This window comes from Streptomyces sp. NPDC015220 (genome assembly GCF_043079345.1).
In the GTDB taxonomy this organism is placed as follows: Bacteria; Actinomycetota; Actinomycetes; order Streptomycetales; family Streptomycetaceae; genus Streptomyces.
Window position 1 is genome coordinate 21,120 of sequence record NZ_JBIBUK010000024.1, and the last position, 16,063, is coordinate 37,182.

General features: G+C 72.7%; 10 protein-coding genes. 5 read left to right on the plus strand and 5 right to left on the minus strand.

What is annotated here, in order from left to right; genetic code table 11:
• Positions 1 to 393: 393 nt before the first annotated feature.
• From ACF061_RS32270 to ACF061_RS32285, 4 genes are all read left to right on the plus strand, one after another.
• Positions 394 to 915, plus strand: a complete 522-nt coding sequence (locus ACF061_RS32270; RefSeq protein WP_392270547.1) for a DUF6912 family protein — start codon at positions 394 to 396, stop codon at positions 913 to 915.
• 30 nt (positions 916 to 945) lie between these two features.
• Entirely contained in the window at positions 946 to 1,614 is a 669-nt protein-coding gene (locus ACF061_RS32275; protein ID WP_392270548.1) for an HAD family hydrolase, read from the plus strand.
• A gap of 641 nt (positions 1,615 to 2,255) precedes the next feature.
• Positions 2,256 to 7,190 carry an NAD-glutamate dehydrogenase gene (locus ACF061_RS32280; protein ID WP_392270549.1) on the plus strand — a complete coding sequence of 1,645 codons (4,935 nt, stop codon included), beginning with the start codon at positions 2,256 to 2,258 and terminating at the stop codon, positions 7,188 to 7,190.
• A gap of 623 nt (positions 7,191 to 7,813) precedes the next feature.
• Complete coding sequence (locus ACF061_RS32285; RefSeq protein ID WP_392270550.1) at positions 7,814 to 9,322, plus strand: hypothetical protein; 1,509 nt, start codon at positions 7,814 to 7,816, stop codon at positions 9,320 to 9,322.
• 35 nt (positions 9,323 to 9,357) lie between these two features.
• On the opposite strand, the gene ACF061_RS32290 is transcribed toward ACF061_RS32285, so the two are convergent.
• Together ACF061_RS32290 and ACF061_RS32295 are read right to left on the minus strand one after the other, a co-directional pair.
• Positions 9,358 to 10,146, minus strand: a complete 789-nt coding sequence (locus ACF061_RS32290; RefSeq protein WP_392270551.1) for an ABC transporter ATP-binding protein — start codon at positions 10,144 to 10,146, stop codon at positions 9,358 to 9,360.
• Complete coding sequence (locus tag ACF061_RS32295; RefSeq protein ID WP_392270552.1) at positions 10,139 to 11,053, minus strand: ABC transporter permease; 915 nt, start codon at positions 11,051 to 11,053, stop codon at positions 10,139 to 10,141. The genes ACF061_RS32290 and ACF061_RS32295 overlap by 8 nt, the downstream gene beginning before the upstream one ends.
• A gap of 181 nt (positions 11,054 to 11,234) precedes the next feature.
• On the opposite strand from ACF061_RS32295, the gene ACF061_RS32300 reads away from it, so the two are divergent.
• On the plus strand, positions 11,235 to 11,861 hold the full coding sequence (locus ACF061_RS32300) for a TetR/AcrR family transcriptional regulator (RefSeq protein WP_392270553.1): 627 nt from the start codon (positions 11,235 to 11,237) through the stop codon (positions 11,859 to 11,861).
• Between the two features lie 198 nt (positions 11,862 to 12,059).
• Here ACF061_RS32300 and galE read toward each other — a convergent pair whose 3' ends face one another.
• From galE to ACF061_RS32315, 3 genes are all read right to left on the minus strand, one after another.
• Positions 12,060 to 13,040 (minus strand): UDP-glucose 4-epimerase GalE, encoded by a 981-nt coding sequence (galE, locus tag ACF061_RS32305; RefSeq protein ID WP_392270554.1) that lies wholly within the window; start codon positions 13,038 to 13,040, stop codon positions 12,060 to 12,062.
• A 53-nt stretch (positions 13,041 to 13,093) separates the two neighbouring features.
• Positions 13,094 to 14,698 carry a glycosyltransferase family 2 protein gene (locus ACF061_RS32310; protein ID WP_392270629.1) on the minus strand — a complete coding sequence of 535 codons (1,605 nt, stop codon included), beginning with the start codon at positions 14,696 to 14,698 and terminating at the stop codon, positions 13,094 to 13,096.
• A 70-nt stretch (positions 14,699 to 14,768) separates the two neighbouring features.
• Positions 14,769 to 16,055, minus strand: coding sequence for a glycosyltransferase 87 family protein (locus tag ACF061_RS32315; protein WP_392270555.1), 1,287 nt, complete (start codon positions 16,053 to 16,055; stop codon positions 14,769 to 14,771).
• Between the last annotated feature and the right edge of the window lie 8 nt (positions 16,056 to 16,063).

Sequence of the window (16,063 nt, forward strand, 5' to 3'; positions counted from 1 at the left end):
GGTCTTGCGAGTGGTCGTTCCGCTGTGGTCGTGCGGTGCCGGCGTCGGCTCCGGAGTCGCAGTACCAGTCGGTAACTTCTCGCAGGGATCTTGTACGTGACCCGGATCGGGGCGGGCAACGAGGACGCGGCGCGGGTCGGGCGGCCGGTGAATTCACCTATCAGAGTGAGCCGGGATGTCAGGGACCTTCGGGAACTGGGGGAGCGGGTGGCACCCGGGGTGAACCGTGCGGCGCGGTGTGGACGCCTTGCGGGGCACCGGTGGAGACACGAAAGGGGACGCCCGCACGTATCCTGAAGGCCGTCCGGGTGGTCCTGGCGCGCCGTGGCCGGTCCGCCCGGCGATGCCCCGCCCGGGGCCCGCGAAGCCCTCCGACCACGAAAGCGGCCAGCCATGCGCGTCTACGTCCCCCTGACCCTCCCCGGTCTCGCCGAGGCGCACAGGACGGGGGAGCTGGGGGCCGGGCCGCTCGCCGCCTACGCCGTCACGCCCGCCCTGCGCGAGTGGTACGCCTCCGACGACACGGAGGAACTGGAGTACGCCGCGCTCGGCCAGGCCGCACTGGCCTCGCTGCGGCTGCTCGCGGCGGACCCGCAGGCGCCGCGCCGCCGGGCCGTGGTCGCCGTGGACGTGCCGGACGGCGCGGCGAGCGCCGGACCCGGCCGGGGACCGGACCCCGCGGAGCCCGGCGAGGTCCGGGTGACCGGGCCGGTGCCGCTGGCCAGGGCCGCCGCCGTGCACGTCGACTCGGACGACGCCGAGGCGGACGTGACCGCGGCCGCCGTGGCGCTGGCGGCGGCGGACGCCGGGGACGACGGCGCCCGGTCCGTCGTGGACGGCGCCGAGGACCACGAACTGCTCTGGTACGCCACGCAGGAGATCGCCAACCTGGTCGGACCGTACGAGGGGTCCTGATCGTCAGTGGCGACGGGTACGTTCTCCGGCATGGGGACGCGGACAGGGGCGCACATCGTCTGGGACTGGAACGGCACGCTGTTCCACGACAACGACGCGGTGGTCGCGGCGACGAACGCGGCGTTCGCCGAGATCGGTCTCGCGCCGATCACACTGGAGCGGTACCGCGCGCTGTACTGCGTGCCGGTACCGAAGTTCTACGAGCGCCTGATGGGGCGGCTGCCCACCGCCGCAGAATGGGACCTCATGGACGAGGTCTTCCACCGGTACTACGCCGAGCACCGGGTCCGCTGCGGGCTCACCGAGGGGGCGGCGGAGCTGCTCGCGGGATGGACGTCGGCCGGGCACAGCCAGTCGATCCTCAGCATGCACGGGCACGAGGACCTGGTCCCGCTGGTGCGGGGCTTCGGGATCGAGGCGCACTTCATACGCGTCGACGGGCGGACCGGGCCGTCCGGCGGCAGCAAGGCGGAGCACATGGTGCGGCACCTGGGCGCGCTGGCCGACACGGTGCGTCCGGCGCGCACGGTGGTGATCGGGGACGCCGCGGACGACGCGGTGGCCGCCCGGCACGCGGGGGCCCACGCGGTGCTCTACACCGGCGGCTCGCACGGCCGTGCGAGCCTTGAGGGAGTCGGCGTGCCCGTGGTGGACACCCTGGGCGAAGCGGTCGCCGAGGCGCAGCGCCTCGCGGCCTGAGGAGCCGACCGGCCCGCAGGGCTGCCGGTGAGCCGGTCCGCCGCTCCACCGCGCCGGGGGCCGTCCGTCGGGCCGCCTGGCCGGGCCATGGGCCCATGAGCCGGGCGCCGGCCCGTCGCCGACCCACCGGCCGGTGCCTGCGCCCCAGACGCTGCCCCACCCCGCCCATGCCGCCCCGCATGCGCGGCGCATACGCCACGCGCACCTCCCGCCCCCTGTGCAGAACGTCAAAGTTATGCCCTCGGTTTTGTACACATACGGCTCATGACGGCTCACCCCGCAAGAGCGATAGCCTTGTGGCGTGATCAGCGCGATAGTTCGCGGGGGCGCCGTCGCCCTCGCCCAGCGCCCGGTGCGCACGGACCACATCCGTGACCGGGCGGCGGTCGCTGGTCCTCGCGGGCGGGACGGGGCCTCGACGGCCCCCAGGACGCCGCGTCAACCCCGGGAAGCGGCGCCGTGGAGAGCAGCGTCACATCCCCCGGGCGCGTCGAAGATGGCCGATAACCCCCCGCTCATCTCACCCAGCGGCATAGCGTCGGTATGGGCCGGACAACCCGGACCGGGACGTTACGCCGAAGGGGAAGAGACCGTACTTCCTTCAACGTCACGCAACGGCGCGCGACAGGAGCCAGAGGACAATGCAGACCAAGCTGGACGAAGCCAAGGCCGAGCTGCTCGAAAGGGCCGTTCGGGTAGCTGAGAACAGTCCGGCCGGGGGGCACCTCCCGGCCGGGACGACAGGCGAGGGCACCCCGGACCGGGATTCGGTGCTCTCGTTCCTCCAGCGCTACTACCTGCACACCGCCCCGGAGGACCTCGCCGACCGCGACCCGGTCGACGTCTTCGGAGCCGCTTTCTCGCACTACCGGCTGGCGGAGACCCGCCCGCAGGGCACGGCCAACGTGCGGGTGCACACCCCGACCGTCGAGGAGAACGGCTGGACCTGCAGCCACTCCGTCGTCGAGGTCGTCACCGACGACATGCCCTTCCTCGTGGACTCGGTCACCAACGAACTGACCCGGCAGGGACGCGGCATCCACGTCGTCGTCCACCCGCAGTTCGTGGTCCGCCGCGACCTGACCGGCAAGCTCCTGGAGGTGCTGCCCGCCACGTCGGCCGGCGAGCCGCTGCCGCACGACGCGCACGTCGAGTCCTGGATCCACGTCGAGATCGACCGCGAGACCGACCGCGCCGACCTCAAGCAGATCACCTCCGACCTGCTGCGCGTGCTCTCCGACGTCCGCGAGGCCGTCGAGGACTGGGAGAAGATGCGCGAAGCGGCCACCCGCATCGCGGACGGCCTGCCCGACGAGCCGGTCCCCGCCGACCTGCCCGGGCCGCAGGTGGAGGAGGCCCGCGAGCTGCTGCGCTGGCTGGCCGACGACCACTTCACCTTCCTCGGCTACCGCGAGTACCGGCTGCGCGACGACGACTCCCTGGCCGCCGTGCCCGGCACCGGGCTCGGCATACTGCGATCGGACCCCCAGCACGGCGGTGACGACAGCCACCCGGTCAGCCCGTCCTTCGAGCGGCTGCCCGCCGACGCCCGCGCCAAGGCCCGCGAGCACAAGCTGCTCGTCCTGACCAAGGCCAACAGCCGGGCCACCGTGCACCGGCCGTCGTACCTGGACTACATCGGCGTCAAGAAGTTCGACGACAAGGGCGAGGTGGTCGGCGAGCGCCGCTTCCTCGGCCTGTTCTCGTCCGCCGCGTACACCGAGTCGGTGCGCCGGGTGCCGGTGATCCGCCGCAAGGTGGCGGAGGTCCTGGACCGCGCCGGGTTCTCGCCCAACAGCCACGACGGTCGCGACCTGCTCCAGATCATGGAGACCTACCCGCGCGACGAGCTGTTCCAGACCCCGGCCGCCGAGCTCCAGTCGATCGTCACCTCCGTGCTCTACCTGCAGGAGCGCCGTCGGCTGCGGCTGTACCTGCGCCAGGACGAGTACGGCCGCTACTACTCGGCCCTCGTCTACCTCCCGCGCGACCGCTACACCACCGGTGTGCGCCTGCGGATCATCGACATCCTGAAGGAGGAGCTCGGCGGCACCAGCGTCGACTTCACCGCCTGGAACACCGAGTCGATCCTGTCCCGGCTGCACTTCGTCGTCCGCGTTCCCCAGGGCACCGAGCTGCCGCAGCTCTCCGACGCCGACCGGGAGCGCATCGAGGCCCGCCTGGTGGAGGCCGCCCGGTCCTGGGCCGACGCCTTCTCCGAGGCGCTGACCGCCGAACTCGGCGAGGAGCGCGCCGCCGAGGTGCTGCGCCGTTACTCGGCGGCCTTCCCCGAGGGCTACAAGGCGGACCACCCCCCGCGCGCCGCCGTCGCCGACCTGGTCAACCTGGAGCAGCTCGACCAGGACAAGACGTTCGCGCTGAGCCTGTACGAGCCGGTGGGCGCCGGTTCCGAGGAGCGCCGGTTCAAGATCTACCAGAAGGGTGGCTCGGTCTCCCTCTCGCAGGTCCTGCCGGTGCTGAGCCGGCTCGGCGTGGAGGTCACCGACGAGCGGCCGTACGAGCTGCGCTGCGCGGACCGCACGACGGCCTGGATCTACGACTTCGGTCTGCGGATGCCCCGCAACGCGGCCGGGATCGGCGACCACCTCGGCGACGACGCCCGTGAGCGCTTCCAGGACGCGTTCGCCGCCGCCTGGACCGGCAAGGCGGAGAACGACGGGTTCAACGCGCTGGTGCTGAGCGCCGGGCTGACCTGGCGGCAGGCCATGGTGCTGCGCGCCTACGCCAAGTACCTGCGCCAGGCCGGGTCCACCTTCAGCCAGGACTACATGGAGGACACCCTCCGCAACAACGTCCACACCACCCGCCTGCTCGTCTCCCTGTTCGAGGCGCGGATGGCGCCGGAGCGGCAGCGGGCCGGGCACGAACTGGTGGACGCCCTGCTCGAAGAGGTCGACGCGGCCCTCGACCAGGTGGCCTCCCTCGACGAGGACCGGATCCTCAGGTCCTTCCTCACCGTCGTCAAGGCGACCCTGCGCACCAACTTCTTCCAGGAGGCCGCGGCCGGCCGGCCGCACGACTACGTCTCCATGAAGTTCGACCCGCAGGCCATCCCGGACCTGCCGGCGCCGCGCCCGGCGTACGAGATCTGGGTGTACTCGCCGCGGGTGGAGGGCGTGCACCTGCGCTTCGGCAAGGTCGCCCGGGGTGGTCTTCGCTGGTCCGACCGGCGCGAGGACTTCCGCACCGAGATCCTCGGCCTGGTCAAGGCGCAGATGGTGAAGAACACCGTCATCGTGCCGGTGGGCGCCAAGGGCGGCTTCGTCGCCAAGCAGCTCCCCGACCCGGGCGTGGACCGGGACGCCTGGCTGGCCGAGGGCGTCGCCAGCTACCGGACGTTCATCTCGGCGCTGCTCGACATCACCGACAACATGGTCGCGGGCGAGGTCGTTCCCCCGCAGGACGTGGTGCGCCACGACGGCGACGACACCTATCTGGTGGTCGCGGCCGACAAGGGCACGGCGACGTTCTCCGACATCGCCAACGAGGTCGCCCAGTCGTACGACTTCTGGCTCGGCGACGCCTTCGCTTCCGGCGGCTCGGCCGGCTACGACCACAAGGGCATGGGCATCACCGCCCGCGGTGCCTGGGAGTCGGTCAAGCGGCACTTCCGGGAGCTGGGCGTGGACACCCAGAGCCAGGACTTCACGGTCGTCGGCATCGGTGACATGTCCGGTGACGTGTTCGGCAACGGCATGCTGCTGAGCGAGCACATCCGGCTGGTGGCCGCCTTCGACCACCGGCACATCTTCATCGACCCGAACCCGGACGCGGCCACCGGCTACGCCGAGCGGCGCCGCCTGTTCGACCTGCCGCGCTCCAGCTGGGCCGACTACGACACCGGACTGCTGTCGGCCGGCGGCGGGATCTTCCCGCGCAGCCTGAAGTCCATCCCGGTCAACGCGCACATCCGCGAGGCCCTCGGCATCGAGTCCGGCGTCACCAAGCTGACCCCGGCCGACCTGATGCGGGCGATCCTCAAGGCCCCCGTGGACCTGCTGTGGAACGGCGGCATCGGCACCTACGTCAAGGCGTCCACCGAGTCCAACGCCGACGTCGGCGACAAGGCCAACGACGCCATCCGGGTCGACGGCAAGGACCTGCGGGTGGCCGTCGTCGGCGAGGGCGGCAACCTGGGCTGCACCCAGCTCGGCCGGATCGAGTTCGCGCAGGACGGCGGCAGGGTCAACACCGACGCCATCGACAACAGCGCGGGCGTGGACACCTCCGACCACGAGGTGAACATCAAGGTCCTGCTCAACGGTCTGGTCACGGACGGCGACATGACCGTCAAGCAGCGCAACAAGCTGCTCGCCCAGATGACCGACGAGGTCGGCGCGCTGGTGCTGCGCAACAACTACGCGCAGAACACGGCGATCGCCAACGCGCTCGCCCAGTCCAAGGACATGGTCCACGCCCAGCAGCGCTTCATGAGGCACCTGGTGCGCGAGGGCCATCTCGACCGGGCGCTGGAGTTCCTGCCCACCGACCGGCAGATCCGCGAGCGACTGGCCGCCGGGCACGGCCTGACCGGCCCGGAGACGGCCGTCCTGCTGGCGTACACGAAGATCACGGTCGCCGAGGAGCTGCTGCACACCTCGCTGCCCGACGACCCGTACCTGCGCACGCTGCTGCACGCCTACTTCCCGACCCAGCTGCGCGAGCAGTTCGGCGAGCAGATCGACAGCCACCCGCTGCACCGCGAGATCACCACGACCGTCCTGGTCAACGACACGGTCAACACCGGTGGCACGACCTATCTGCACCGGCTGCGGGAGGAGACCGGCGCGTCGCTGGAGGAGATCGTCCGGGCGCAGACCGTGGCCCGTGCGATCTTCCGCTCCGCACCCGTGTGGGACGCGGTGGAGGCACTGGACAACCAGGTCGAGGCCGATGTCCAGACCCGGATCCGGCTGCACTCGCGCCGCTTGGTCGAGCGCGGCACGCGCTGGCTGCTGAACAACCGGCCGCAGCCGCTCCAGCTCGGCGAGACGGTGGAGTTCTTCGCCGAGCGGGTGGAGCAGGTGTGGGCGCAGCTGCCCAAGCTGCTCAAGGGCACGGACCTGGAGTGGTACCAGCAGGTCTACGACGAGCTGTCCGGCGCCGGCGTCCCGGACGAGCTGGCCACGCGGGTGGCGGGGTTCTCCTCCGCCTTCCCGGCGCTCGACATCGTCTCGGTGGCCGACCGCATGGGCAAGGACCCGATGGACGTCGCCGAGGTGTACTACGACCTCGCCGACCGGCTCAGCATCACCCAGCTGATGGACCGCATCATCGAGCTGCCGCGCGCGGACCGCTGGCAGTCCATGGCCCGCGCGGCGATCCGCGAGGACCTGTACGCGGCGCACTCGGCGCTGACGGCGGACGTCCTGGCCGCCGGCAACGGCACCTCGACGCCGGAACAGCGGTTCAAGGTGTGGGAGCAGAAGAACGCGGCGATCCTGTCCCGGGCGCGCACCACGCTCGAGGAGATCCGCGGTTCGGACGCGTTCGACCTCGCCAACCTGTCGGTGGCGATGCGGACGATGCGGACGCTGCTGCGCACGCATTCGTAGTCGTCCCTCGCCGATTCGCGCCCCCGGCCGTCACGGCCGGGGGCGCGGTCATGTCGTTTCTTGTCACTTTCCAGGGAACGCCACACGGGAATTTAACCTTTCCTGTTTATCGGGATCATTCGGGTAGCGTTGTCGAGTGACTGTGAATCTCGCCGAGAGTCGTCCGGCCGCACCCATTCCCGTACCCGCACGTGTCGCGGTGAGCGCGGGCCCTCCTCCTCGGCCTCTGTCAGTCACGCGCGGCCTCCTGGCGGCGGCGGAATTCGCCGTTCCCTTCCCCGGTAGTCGTGTAATCATCAACTTTTGGGTTTTCCCGTCGCGTGGCACGGCGCGACGGGCGACGCCCGCCGCAGCCCCGGCCGGCCGTCCCACCAGGAACGGGAACCACCTGGGCTCCCGTCCTTCCGCCCGGCGTCCCCGGGCCGCCCGCACGCCCCGCCGAAGCGCCCTCTTTCCCGTCTCCGGCGAGTTCGAGGGGACCGGGGAAAGCGGCCGGTTCCGTCCCGCCGGTCACGGTCCCGGAATGCGCGGCCCGACCGTCGTGAATACGCCAAAGGTCCTCTCCCTCGGCCCGGCGCCGGCATTCCGTTTCCTCGTCCACCGCGCCCGGCTTTCCCGGAACAATGCACTCCGCGCCGCCTGAGGCGCGTCCCGCCGGAAGGGCCGCCCCCCGGCCACCGGTGGTCGCGAAACGTTCCGTCGCACCCTGGGCAGCCGTCGCGCTCCTCGGCGTCCTGCTCCTCCTGGTGATCGTCCGGCTGCCGTGGGCCGGCGACCTCGGCATGCACGCGGCCACCATCCAGCGCCTGCGCCACAGCCTCCGGCACCCGGGCAACCCGCTCGTCGACGTCGACACGCCGAGCCCGTACTACTCGCCGTGGATGCTGGTGCTCGGCTGCGTGGCCCGGGTGAGCGGACTGTCGGTCTTCGTCGTGCTGCGGCTCGCGGCGCTCACCGGGTCGGTGCTGCTGGCGACGGGCGTATGGCGGTACGTGCGCACGCTGAGCGCGCACCGGGCGGCGCCCGCCCTGGCCGCCCTGAGCCTCGTCCTGCTGTGGGGCACCGTCCTCATCAACTGGAGCGGCTTCCTCTCCCTGAACTCGTTCGCGCTGACCGTGTCGTACCCGAGCGTCCTCGCCCTCGGCCTCGCCTTCCACCACTGGGCCTGGCTCAGCCGGGCGCTGCGCGCGCCGACCGGGTGGGGGACCTGGCTCGGACTGGGGGCACTGTGGGCGGTGATCCTGCTGTGCCACCAGTTCACCGGGGTCGTGGCCACCCTCGGCGCCCTCGCCGCGGTGCTCGCCGCCCGGCCCCCACGCGCACAGTGGCCGAGGCTCGCCGCCGGCGCCGCGCTCGGGCTGCTGGTGCTGTGGCTGTGGCCGTACTACGACTTCTTCGCGCTGTTCTCGGCCGGCGGCGACCTGGAGGAGGTGCACCGAGCCCTCTACGACCACTTCGCCGGCCGGTACTGGCTGGCGCTGCTCGGGGCGGCCGCGCTCGTCCCGCGGTGGCGACGCGACCACCGGGACCCCCTGGTCGTGTTCTTCGCGCTGGGCGCGCTGGTGTGCGCGGCGGGCTTCGTGAGCGGGCACTACTCCTGGGGGCGGGCGCTGCCCGCCGCCCTCGTCCCGGCCCAGCTCGCCGCCGCGCTGGCGGTGGTCCAGGGCGGCCCGCGCGCGGTGCGGATCCGCTGGGCCTGGGCGCTGGCGGCGGCGCTCGCGGTGGGCGCGTGGACCCAGTCCGGGGTGCTCGGATACGTGGTGGGCCGCGCCCGGCTGCCCGCGGCGCTCTCCGTCAACTACACGTCACCCTGGGCCGGCTACCACTGGATCACCCCGTACGTGAGGTACGGCGACGTGGTCATGGCCCGCGACTTCCCCTCCCGGCTGATCCCGGCCTACGGCGCCTTCACCGTCGTCCCCGGCTACCCGGAGTTCTTCCTGCCGGACGAGGCGGAGCGCGAGCACGCCGTCCAGCGCTACTACCGGCGCGGGACGCCGCGCGACGTCCGCGGGCGCATCCTGCGGACGTACGGCGTCCGCTGGGTCGTGGACAGCGCCGCGGCGGCCCCCGGACTGCGCCCGGTCGCCCGGGGCCCGGGGGGCCAGGTCCTGTACGCGGTGGCACCGTGATCCGGCCGTGACCCGCCGCGCCCCGGCCCGGCGGGTCACTTGCCGCCGGTGAAGGACTCGTAGGCCTTCAGGACCTCCTCGGTGGGGCCGTCCATGCGCAGTTCGCCGCGCTCCAGCCACAGGACGCGTTCGCAGGTGTCGCGGATTGAGTTGTTGTTGTGGCTGACCAGGAACACCGTTCCCGCGTGCCGGCGCAGTTCCCGGATGCGTTCCTCCGAGCGCTTCTGGAAGGAGCGGTCGCCGGTGGCCAGGGCCTCGTCGATGAGGAGCACGTCGTGGTCCTTGGCGGCGGCGATGGAGAACCGCAGCCGGGCCGCCATGCCGGAGGAGTACGTCCGCATCGGCAGCGTGATGAAGTCGCCCTTCTCGTTGATCCCGGAGAAGTCGACGATGTCCTGGTAGCGCTCCTTGACCTGCTCCCGGGACATGCCCATGGCCAGGCCGCCGAGGTGGACGTTGCGCTCGCCGGTCAGGTCGTTCATCAGCGCCGCGTTGACGCCGAGAAGGGAGGGCTGGCCATTGGTGTAGATCTTGCCGCTCTCCACCGGCAGCAGGCCCGCCACCGCCTTGAGCAGGGTGGACTTGCCGGAGCCGTTGGTGCCGATCAGGCCGATCGCCTCGCCCTTGTAGGCGACGAACGACACCTTCTTCACCGCGTGCACCCGGCGCACGCCGGCGGCCTTGGCGGCCTTCCCGGGGCGCATGATGCGGTTGAGGGCGGCGGTGGCGGAACCGCGCCCGGCGCCGGTGCCGTGCACCCGGTAGACGATGTCGACCTTGTCGGCGACGACGGTGGGGACCTTCTCGGTGCTCTGCTCAGCCACGGCCGTACCTCTCCTCAGCCTTCCAGAAGTAGACGAAGCCGCCGACGCCGGCGAGCAGCGCCCAGCCCAGCGCGTACGCCCACACATGGGGCGGGAGCTGCTTGGCGTGGAAGCTGTCGATCAGCGCGAAGCGCATCAGGTCGATGTAGACGGCGGCGGGGTTGGCCTCCAGCAGCACCTGTACCGAGTGCGGCAGGGTGGTGTTCTTCAGCGTCTTGTCGATGCTGAACATGACGCCCGAGACGTACATCCAGGTGCGCAGGACGAACGGCATGAGCTGGGCGAGGTCCGGTGTCTTGGCGCCCATCCGGGCCATGATCATCGACACGCCGGCGTTGAAGACGAACTGGAGCAGCAGCGCCGGGACCGTCAGCACCCAGGACAGGGCGACCGGCACGCCGCACAGGAAGAGGATCAGCACCAGCGCGGCCATGGAGAACAGCAGCTGCTGGAGCTGCTGGAGCGCGAAGGAGATGGGCAGCGCGGCCCGCGGGAAGTGCAGGGCCCGCACCAGACCGAGGTTTCCGGAGATGGCGCGGGTGCCCGCCATGACCGAGCTCTGCGTGAACGTCCACACGAACACGCCGGTGACCAGGAACGGGATGTAGTCGGCCACGCCGTGCTTGGTGCCGAGCAGCACACCGAAGATGAAGTAGTAGACCGCCGCGTTCAGCAGCGGGGTGGCCACCTGCCAGACCTGCCCGAGCTTCGCCTGGCTGTACTGGGCGGTGAGCTTGGCGGTGGCGAACGCGGTGATGAAGTGGCGCCGCGCCCACAGCTGGCGGACGTACTCCGGCAGGGAGGGGCGGGCGCCGCTGACGGACAGGCCGTGGCGGGCGGCGAGCGCCGCGAGGTCGTCCTCGGCCTGGGCCGGGGCGGGGGGCGGTGTGTGGAGGACCTGGCTCACATCCGCTGCTTTCGCTCGGGGGGAGGGGGTGCGGCGTCCGCTCCGTGTCCGTCGTCCGTTTCCTTACGGTTCTCTTCTCGTTCTCTTACGTCGGAACGGGACCGTATCGTCGCAACGGGAGCGTAGGGCCAACGGGCGTCGGAACGCAACCGTATCGTCGTCACGCCCTATGCTGGACGGCATGACGACGAACGCCGACGAACCCCAGACGCGTCCGCGCCGCCGCGCTCCCGCCGGGGCGGCCGTACTCCGCGAGGACGTGACCGAGGCGATCCGGGCGGCCGTCTTCGGGGAGCTCGCGGCCGTCGGCTACGCGCGCATGTCCATCGAGGGGATCGCCCGGCGCGCGGGCGTCGGCAAGACTGCGGTGTACCGCCGCTGGCGCTCCAAGCTGCACCTGGTGCTCGACGTCGTCTCCGCGCTGGCGGTCCAGGGCCTGCCCGCGCCCGACACCGGCTCCCTTCAGACGGATCTGCGGCTGCTGTACGAGGTGACCTCCCGGGCCCTGCGCCACCCCGTGGCCTCGCAGATCATCCCCGACCTCCAGGCCGAGGCGGCCCGCAACCCCGACATCGCCGAAGCCATGCAGAAGGCGCTGCGCGACGGCCAGGAGAGCGTCGCCAGCAGCATCCTCGCGGCGGCCGAGGAGCGCGGGGAGATCCGCGCCGGCCTCGACCGCGACCTGGCCCTGGACCTGATCTCCGGACCGCTGTACTGGCGTTCGGTCGTCATCCGCACCCCGAAACTGCCCAAGGGCTACCTGGGCGCCCTGGCCCGCGGCACGGCGGAGGCGATCAAGGCTCTCTGAGGCCGGAGGGCCTGTGGTCGCCTTCCCGACGACGGGAAGGCGACCACAGGCCCTGGGGACCAAAACACGCGGGGGACGGAGCCCGCCGAAGCGGGCCCCGTCCCCCGCGTGCGGGCGGCCGGATCTTCCGGCGCGGGCTCATCGCGTGCGCACCGGGGCCGAGGCGGTCTCCGGCCTGGCGCGCGGGCGGTCCCCGGGTCAGTCCCGGGCCGCCTCCGGGTGCAGGCGCAGCCAGCCGGACCAGGCCGAGCCGATCATGTCGTGGACGTCGTGCCGGGACTTCCAGCCGAGTTCGGCGGCGGCGCGGTCGGCCGAGGCGACGACGCGGGCCGGGTCGCCGGGGCGGCGCGGGGCGACCGCCAGGGGGCGGTGGTGGCCGGTCACGGCGTGGATCGTGTCGATCATCTCACGCACGGAGACGCCCTCGCCGCGGCCGATGTTCAGGGTCAGGGCGCGGCCGGGGGAGGCCTGCAGGGCGCGGGCCGTGGCCACATGGGCCTCCGCGAGGTCCACCACGTGGATGTAGTCGCGGACGCAGGTGCCGTCGGGCGTGGCGTAGTCGTCGCCGAAGATCAGCGGCGAGGCGCCCTCGGTGAGCTTCTGGAAGACCATCGGGACCAGGTTGAACACGCCGGTGTCCGCCAGCTCGGGACGTGCCGCGCCCGCCACGTTGAAGTACCGCAGACAGGCCGTGGACAGGCCGGTGGCGCGCCCCGTGGCGCGGACCAGCCACTCGCCCGCCAGCTTGGTCTCGCCGTACGGCGACAGGGGCGCGCACGGGGTCTCCTCCGTGACCAGCTCCACGTCCGGCATGCCGTACACCGCCGCCGAGGAGGAGAACACGAACGAGCCGACCCCGGCTGCCGTCACCGCCTCCAGCAGCACCCGCAGGCCCTCGACGTTCTCCCGGTAGTAGTGCAGCGGTCGCTCCACCGACTCGCCGACCTGCTTCTTCGCCGCCATGTGCACGACGCCGGTGACCTCGTGCTCGGCGAGTGCCCGGGCCACCCGGTCCGCGTCCAGCGTGGAGCCCACCACCAGCGGGACCCCGTCCGGCACGCGCTCGGCGATGCCGGTGGACAGGTCGTCGAGCACCACGGCCCGCAGTCCCGCCTCGGTCATCGCGCGGACCACGTGCGCTCCGATGTAGCCGGCGCCGCCGGTGATCAGCCAGGTCATGGAGCGTCTCCTCGTCAGGGAAGGCAGGGGTCGTCGTCTTGCCGGACGCGGCCTCAGCGCAGCAGGCGGCGGAGCCTGCCGCGCAGAACGGACGTCACGCCGCGCAGGCCGGTCGCCAGGCGCACGGAGAGCGCGCTGGAGTGGGTGGCGTACGGCTGGGCCAGCAGGACGCCGAACCGGAGGCTCGGCACGACGCTGCGGCGCAGCAGGCCGGCGCCCGTGCGGGCGTGCGCCGTCACCTCGCGGGAGGTGCCGTCGGCGAAGCTCACGCTCAGGCGCAGGTCCCAGGTCCCCGCGCCCAGCGTCGTCAGGTCCACGGTCGTCTCCGCCGACCAGGTGTCGTCGGCGGAGAGCGCGAGCGGCACGGTGACGGGCCCGGCGGCCGGGCGGCCCGTCTCCCGGTGCCGCCACTCCACCTCCAGCGCCCGCGGCCGCGCGGCCGCCACCCGGCCGTACATCTCGTGCAGGCGCAGCCGCAGGACGGTGGCACGCGCCCGGGGGCGCAGCGCCGCGTCCACGGCGAGCGGGAGCTGGTGGGCCGGCCGGGTCAGGTACGGCTCCAGGGTGACCTGCGGCAGGTCGGCCGACCAGAGGGGGGTGCCGTCCTCGGCGCGCGCGTAGGGCGGGCACAGCCGGGCCGGGCGGGCGGCGAGCTCCTTCAGCCGACCCAGGTCGCGCGGCTCGGGCGAGGCCATGACCACCCGGGCGAGGAGCCGGCCGGGCGCGGCCGGGTCGGCGGCCCAGTCGGCCGCGTCGTACTCGCCGAGGTGCTCCCGGGTCTGCGCCCACCAGGCGCGACGGTACTCCGCGTCGCGCAGGCCCAGCTCGCGCGCGTACATGCGCAGCTCGTGGTCGAGGAACTTGGCGCGGGCCGTCCGCGCGAGCTTCTTCCGCCCGGCGCCCAGCAGGATCTCGTACGCCTGCCGGTTCGCCTCGGTGCGCGCCCGCCAGTTGCCGACGTCCGCGCGGTCCAGCGAGATCGACAGCCGCGCGGCGGACCGGCGCACGTTCCACACGTACACCCGGTCCGGGATCAGGGCCAGGCGCGGTGCGGCGGCCAGCACCCGCGCGGTGAACACGATGTCCTCGTAGGGGAAGCGGCCCTCGGGGAAGCGGATGGCGTGCTCGCGCAGGAAGTCGGTGCGGTACAGCTTGTTGACGCAGAGGGTGTCGTGCACCAGGCGCGGAAGCTGCTCGGGGCGGGTGAGGACGGTCCGTCGCGCGTACAGCGACTCCTGCCACGGCACCTCGCGCCCGGAGGGCAGCTCCCGGCGCACGCACAGGCCGCCGACCACCTCCGCGAGCTCCTCCTCGGCGGCCGCGAGCAGCGCGTCCACCGCGCCCGGCGGCAGCACGTCGTCGCTGTCGAGGAACATCACGTACGGCGACGTCACCGCGTCGATGCCGGCGTTGCGCGGGCTGCCGCAGCCGCCGCTGTTGGTCTCGCGCCGGATCACCCGCACTCTCGGCTCCGTCCCGGCAAGACGGGTGAGCAGCTCGTGGCTGCCGTCGGTCGAACAGTCGTCGACGGCGACGACCTCGCGGACGGCGGGCCCCTGCGCGAGCGCCGAGCGCACCGCATGGGCGATGTGGGCGGCGTCGTCGTATCCGATGACGACGACGCCGACGCGGGGTGTCTGGTGGGGGTGCGGGTGCATGGGGTCCACGGGCGGGAATCGTAGGCGAGGGCGGTAAATCTGCTGTTGGGGGGGAGGGCGGTCCTTACCGTCAGGAGGGACTCAGAGTCCCCCGCGGAAGACGGTGCGGGCCCGGCCCGGGTTGCCTGCGCGGCGCCGCCGGTCTCGTCGCGCCCCACAGCCGGGCGAAAGAGAGTACCGCGGCGGCGGTGAGCAGACCGTTGCGGACGAGCATCAGCGCGCAGCCCGTCCAGGTGCAGGACGCCACCAGGTGGTAGAGCGTGGGGTAGGCGGCCGCGCTGACCAGGCACGCGGCCGCGACCAGCGCGGCCACCGGCCGCTGCCCGGTCTCCCGCGAGGTCAGGCACACCGCGGCCAGCCCCAGCAGCCAGATCATGTACTGCGGGCTGATCACCCGGCTGGTGACGGTGAACAGCAGCACGGCGCTCAGCGCGGCGTCGTACGGGGTCGCCGGCGTCCACCGGCGGGCCCGCAGGCGCCACAGCAGCAGCGGCCCGAACGCCGCCGCCGACAGGGCCAGCGAGACGTGCGCCACGGTGGTCACGTGCGGTCCGGTGAACTCCAGCGCCCCGTACTGGTAGCGCACCCTCCCCGGCCACCCGGCGTGCGTGGCGAAGGCCAGCGCCGTGCCGCCCAGCGACTCGATCTGCACCCCCCGCCCGCCCTGCTGCCGGAGGAAGGCCAGCGGGTTGCGGAACACGCCGACCAGGACCAGCGCGGCGGCGGCCCCGGTGACCGCCGCCCAGGTCCACGCGGACCGGCTGCCGCGGCCCCGGGGGGTGCCCAGCAGCACCAGGGCCGGCCACACCTTCACCAGCGCGCCCAGGGCGGCGAGCGCGCCGCACGCGCGCGTGGAGCGTCCCAGGGCCAGCAGCGAGAGCACGGCGAACGCGGTGACCTGGACGTCGTAGCGGGCGAGCGGCACGTGCAGCAGGAGCGGCAGGCCCAGCGTCCAGTAGCCGGCCCCGAGCAGCCGGCGTCCGGGGCGGGTGCCCGCGCGGGCCAGCGCGAGCGCGATCAGCGCGTCGCCGGCCAGGGTCAGCGCCACGAAGGACTGGAAGTACGTCAGGCCCGGCAGCAGCGAGGGCGACAGCAGCACCGGCCCGGCGCCCGGCGGGTACTGCCACAGCGTGTCGTGGGCGGGGAAGGCGCCGTGGGACAGCACCGCGTACCAGTGCTGGTACAGCTTCCACACCTCGCGCGCCACCGCGCCCCGGCCCAGCAGCGGCCGCGTGTTGTGGGCGAGCAGCCACAGCATGGCGGCGCGCGTGAGGAGCCAGGCGGCCGTCAGGGCGAGCAGGCGGTGTCTCGTCGACGCGCGGGCGAGGGCGCGCGGCACGCTCCGGAAGGCACTCATCACGGCGG

What these genes read in the sequence shown, in the direction of transcription:
- ACF061_RS32310 (WP_392270629.1), bottom strand. Translation starts at nt 14,698, where the DNA reads ATGCACCCGCACCCCCACCAGACACCCCGCGTCGGCGTCGTCGTCATC.
- ACF061_RS32270 (WP_392270547.1), top strand. Translation starts at nt 394, where the DNA reads ATGCGCGTCTACGTCCCCCTGACCCTCCCCGGTCTCGCCGAGGCGCAC.
- galE (WP_392270554.1), bottom strand. Translation starts at nt 13,040, where the DNA reads ATGACCTGGCTGATCACCGGCGGCGCCGGCTACATCGGAGCGCACGTG.
- ACF061_RS32315 (WP_392270555.1), bottom strand. Translation starts at nt 16,055, where the DNA reads ATGAGTGCCTTCCGGAGCGTGCCGCGCGCCCTCGCCCGCGCGTCGACG.
- ACF061_RS32300 (WP_392270553.1), top strand. Translation starts at nt 11,235, where the DNA reads ATGACGACGAACGCCGACGAACCCCAGACGCGTCCGCGCCGCCGCGCT.
- ACF061_RS32275 (WP_392270548.1), top strand. Translation starts at nt 946, where the DNA reads ATGGGGACGCGGACAGGGGCGCACATCGTCTGGGACTGGAACGGCACG.
- ACF061_RS32285 (WP_392270550.1), top strand. Translation starts at nt 7,814, where the DNA reads ATGCACTCCGCGCCGCCTGAGGCGCGTCCCGCCGGAAGGGCCGCCCCC.
- ACF061_RS32280 (WP_392270549.1), top strand. Translation starts at nt 2,256, where the DNA reads ATGCAGACCAAGCTGGACGAAGCCAAGGCCGAGCTGCTCGAAAGGGCC.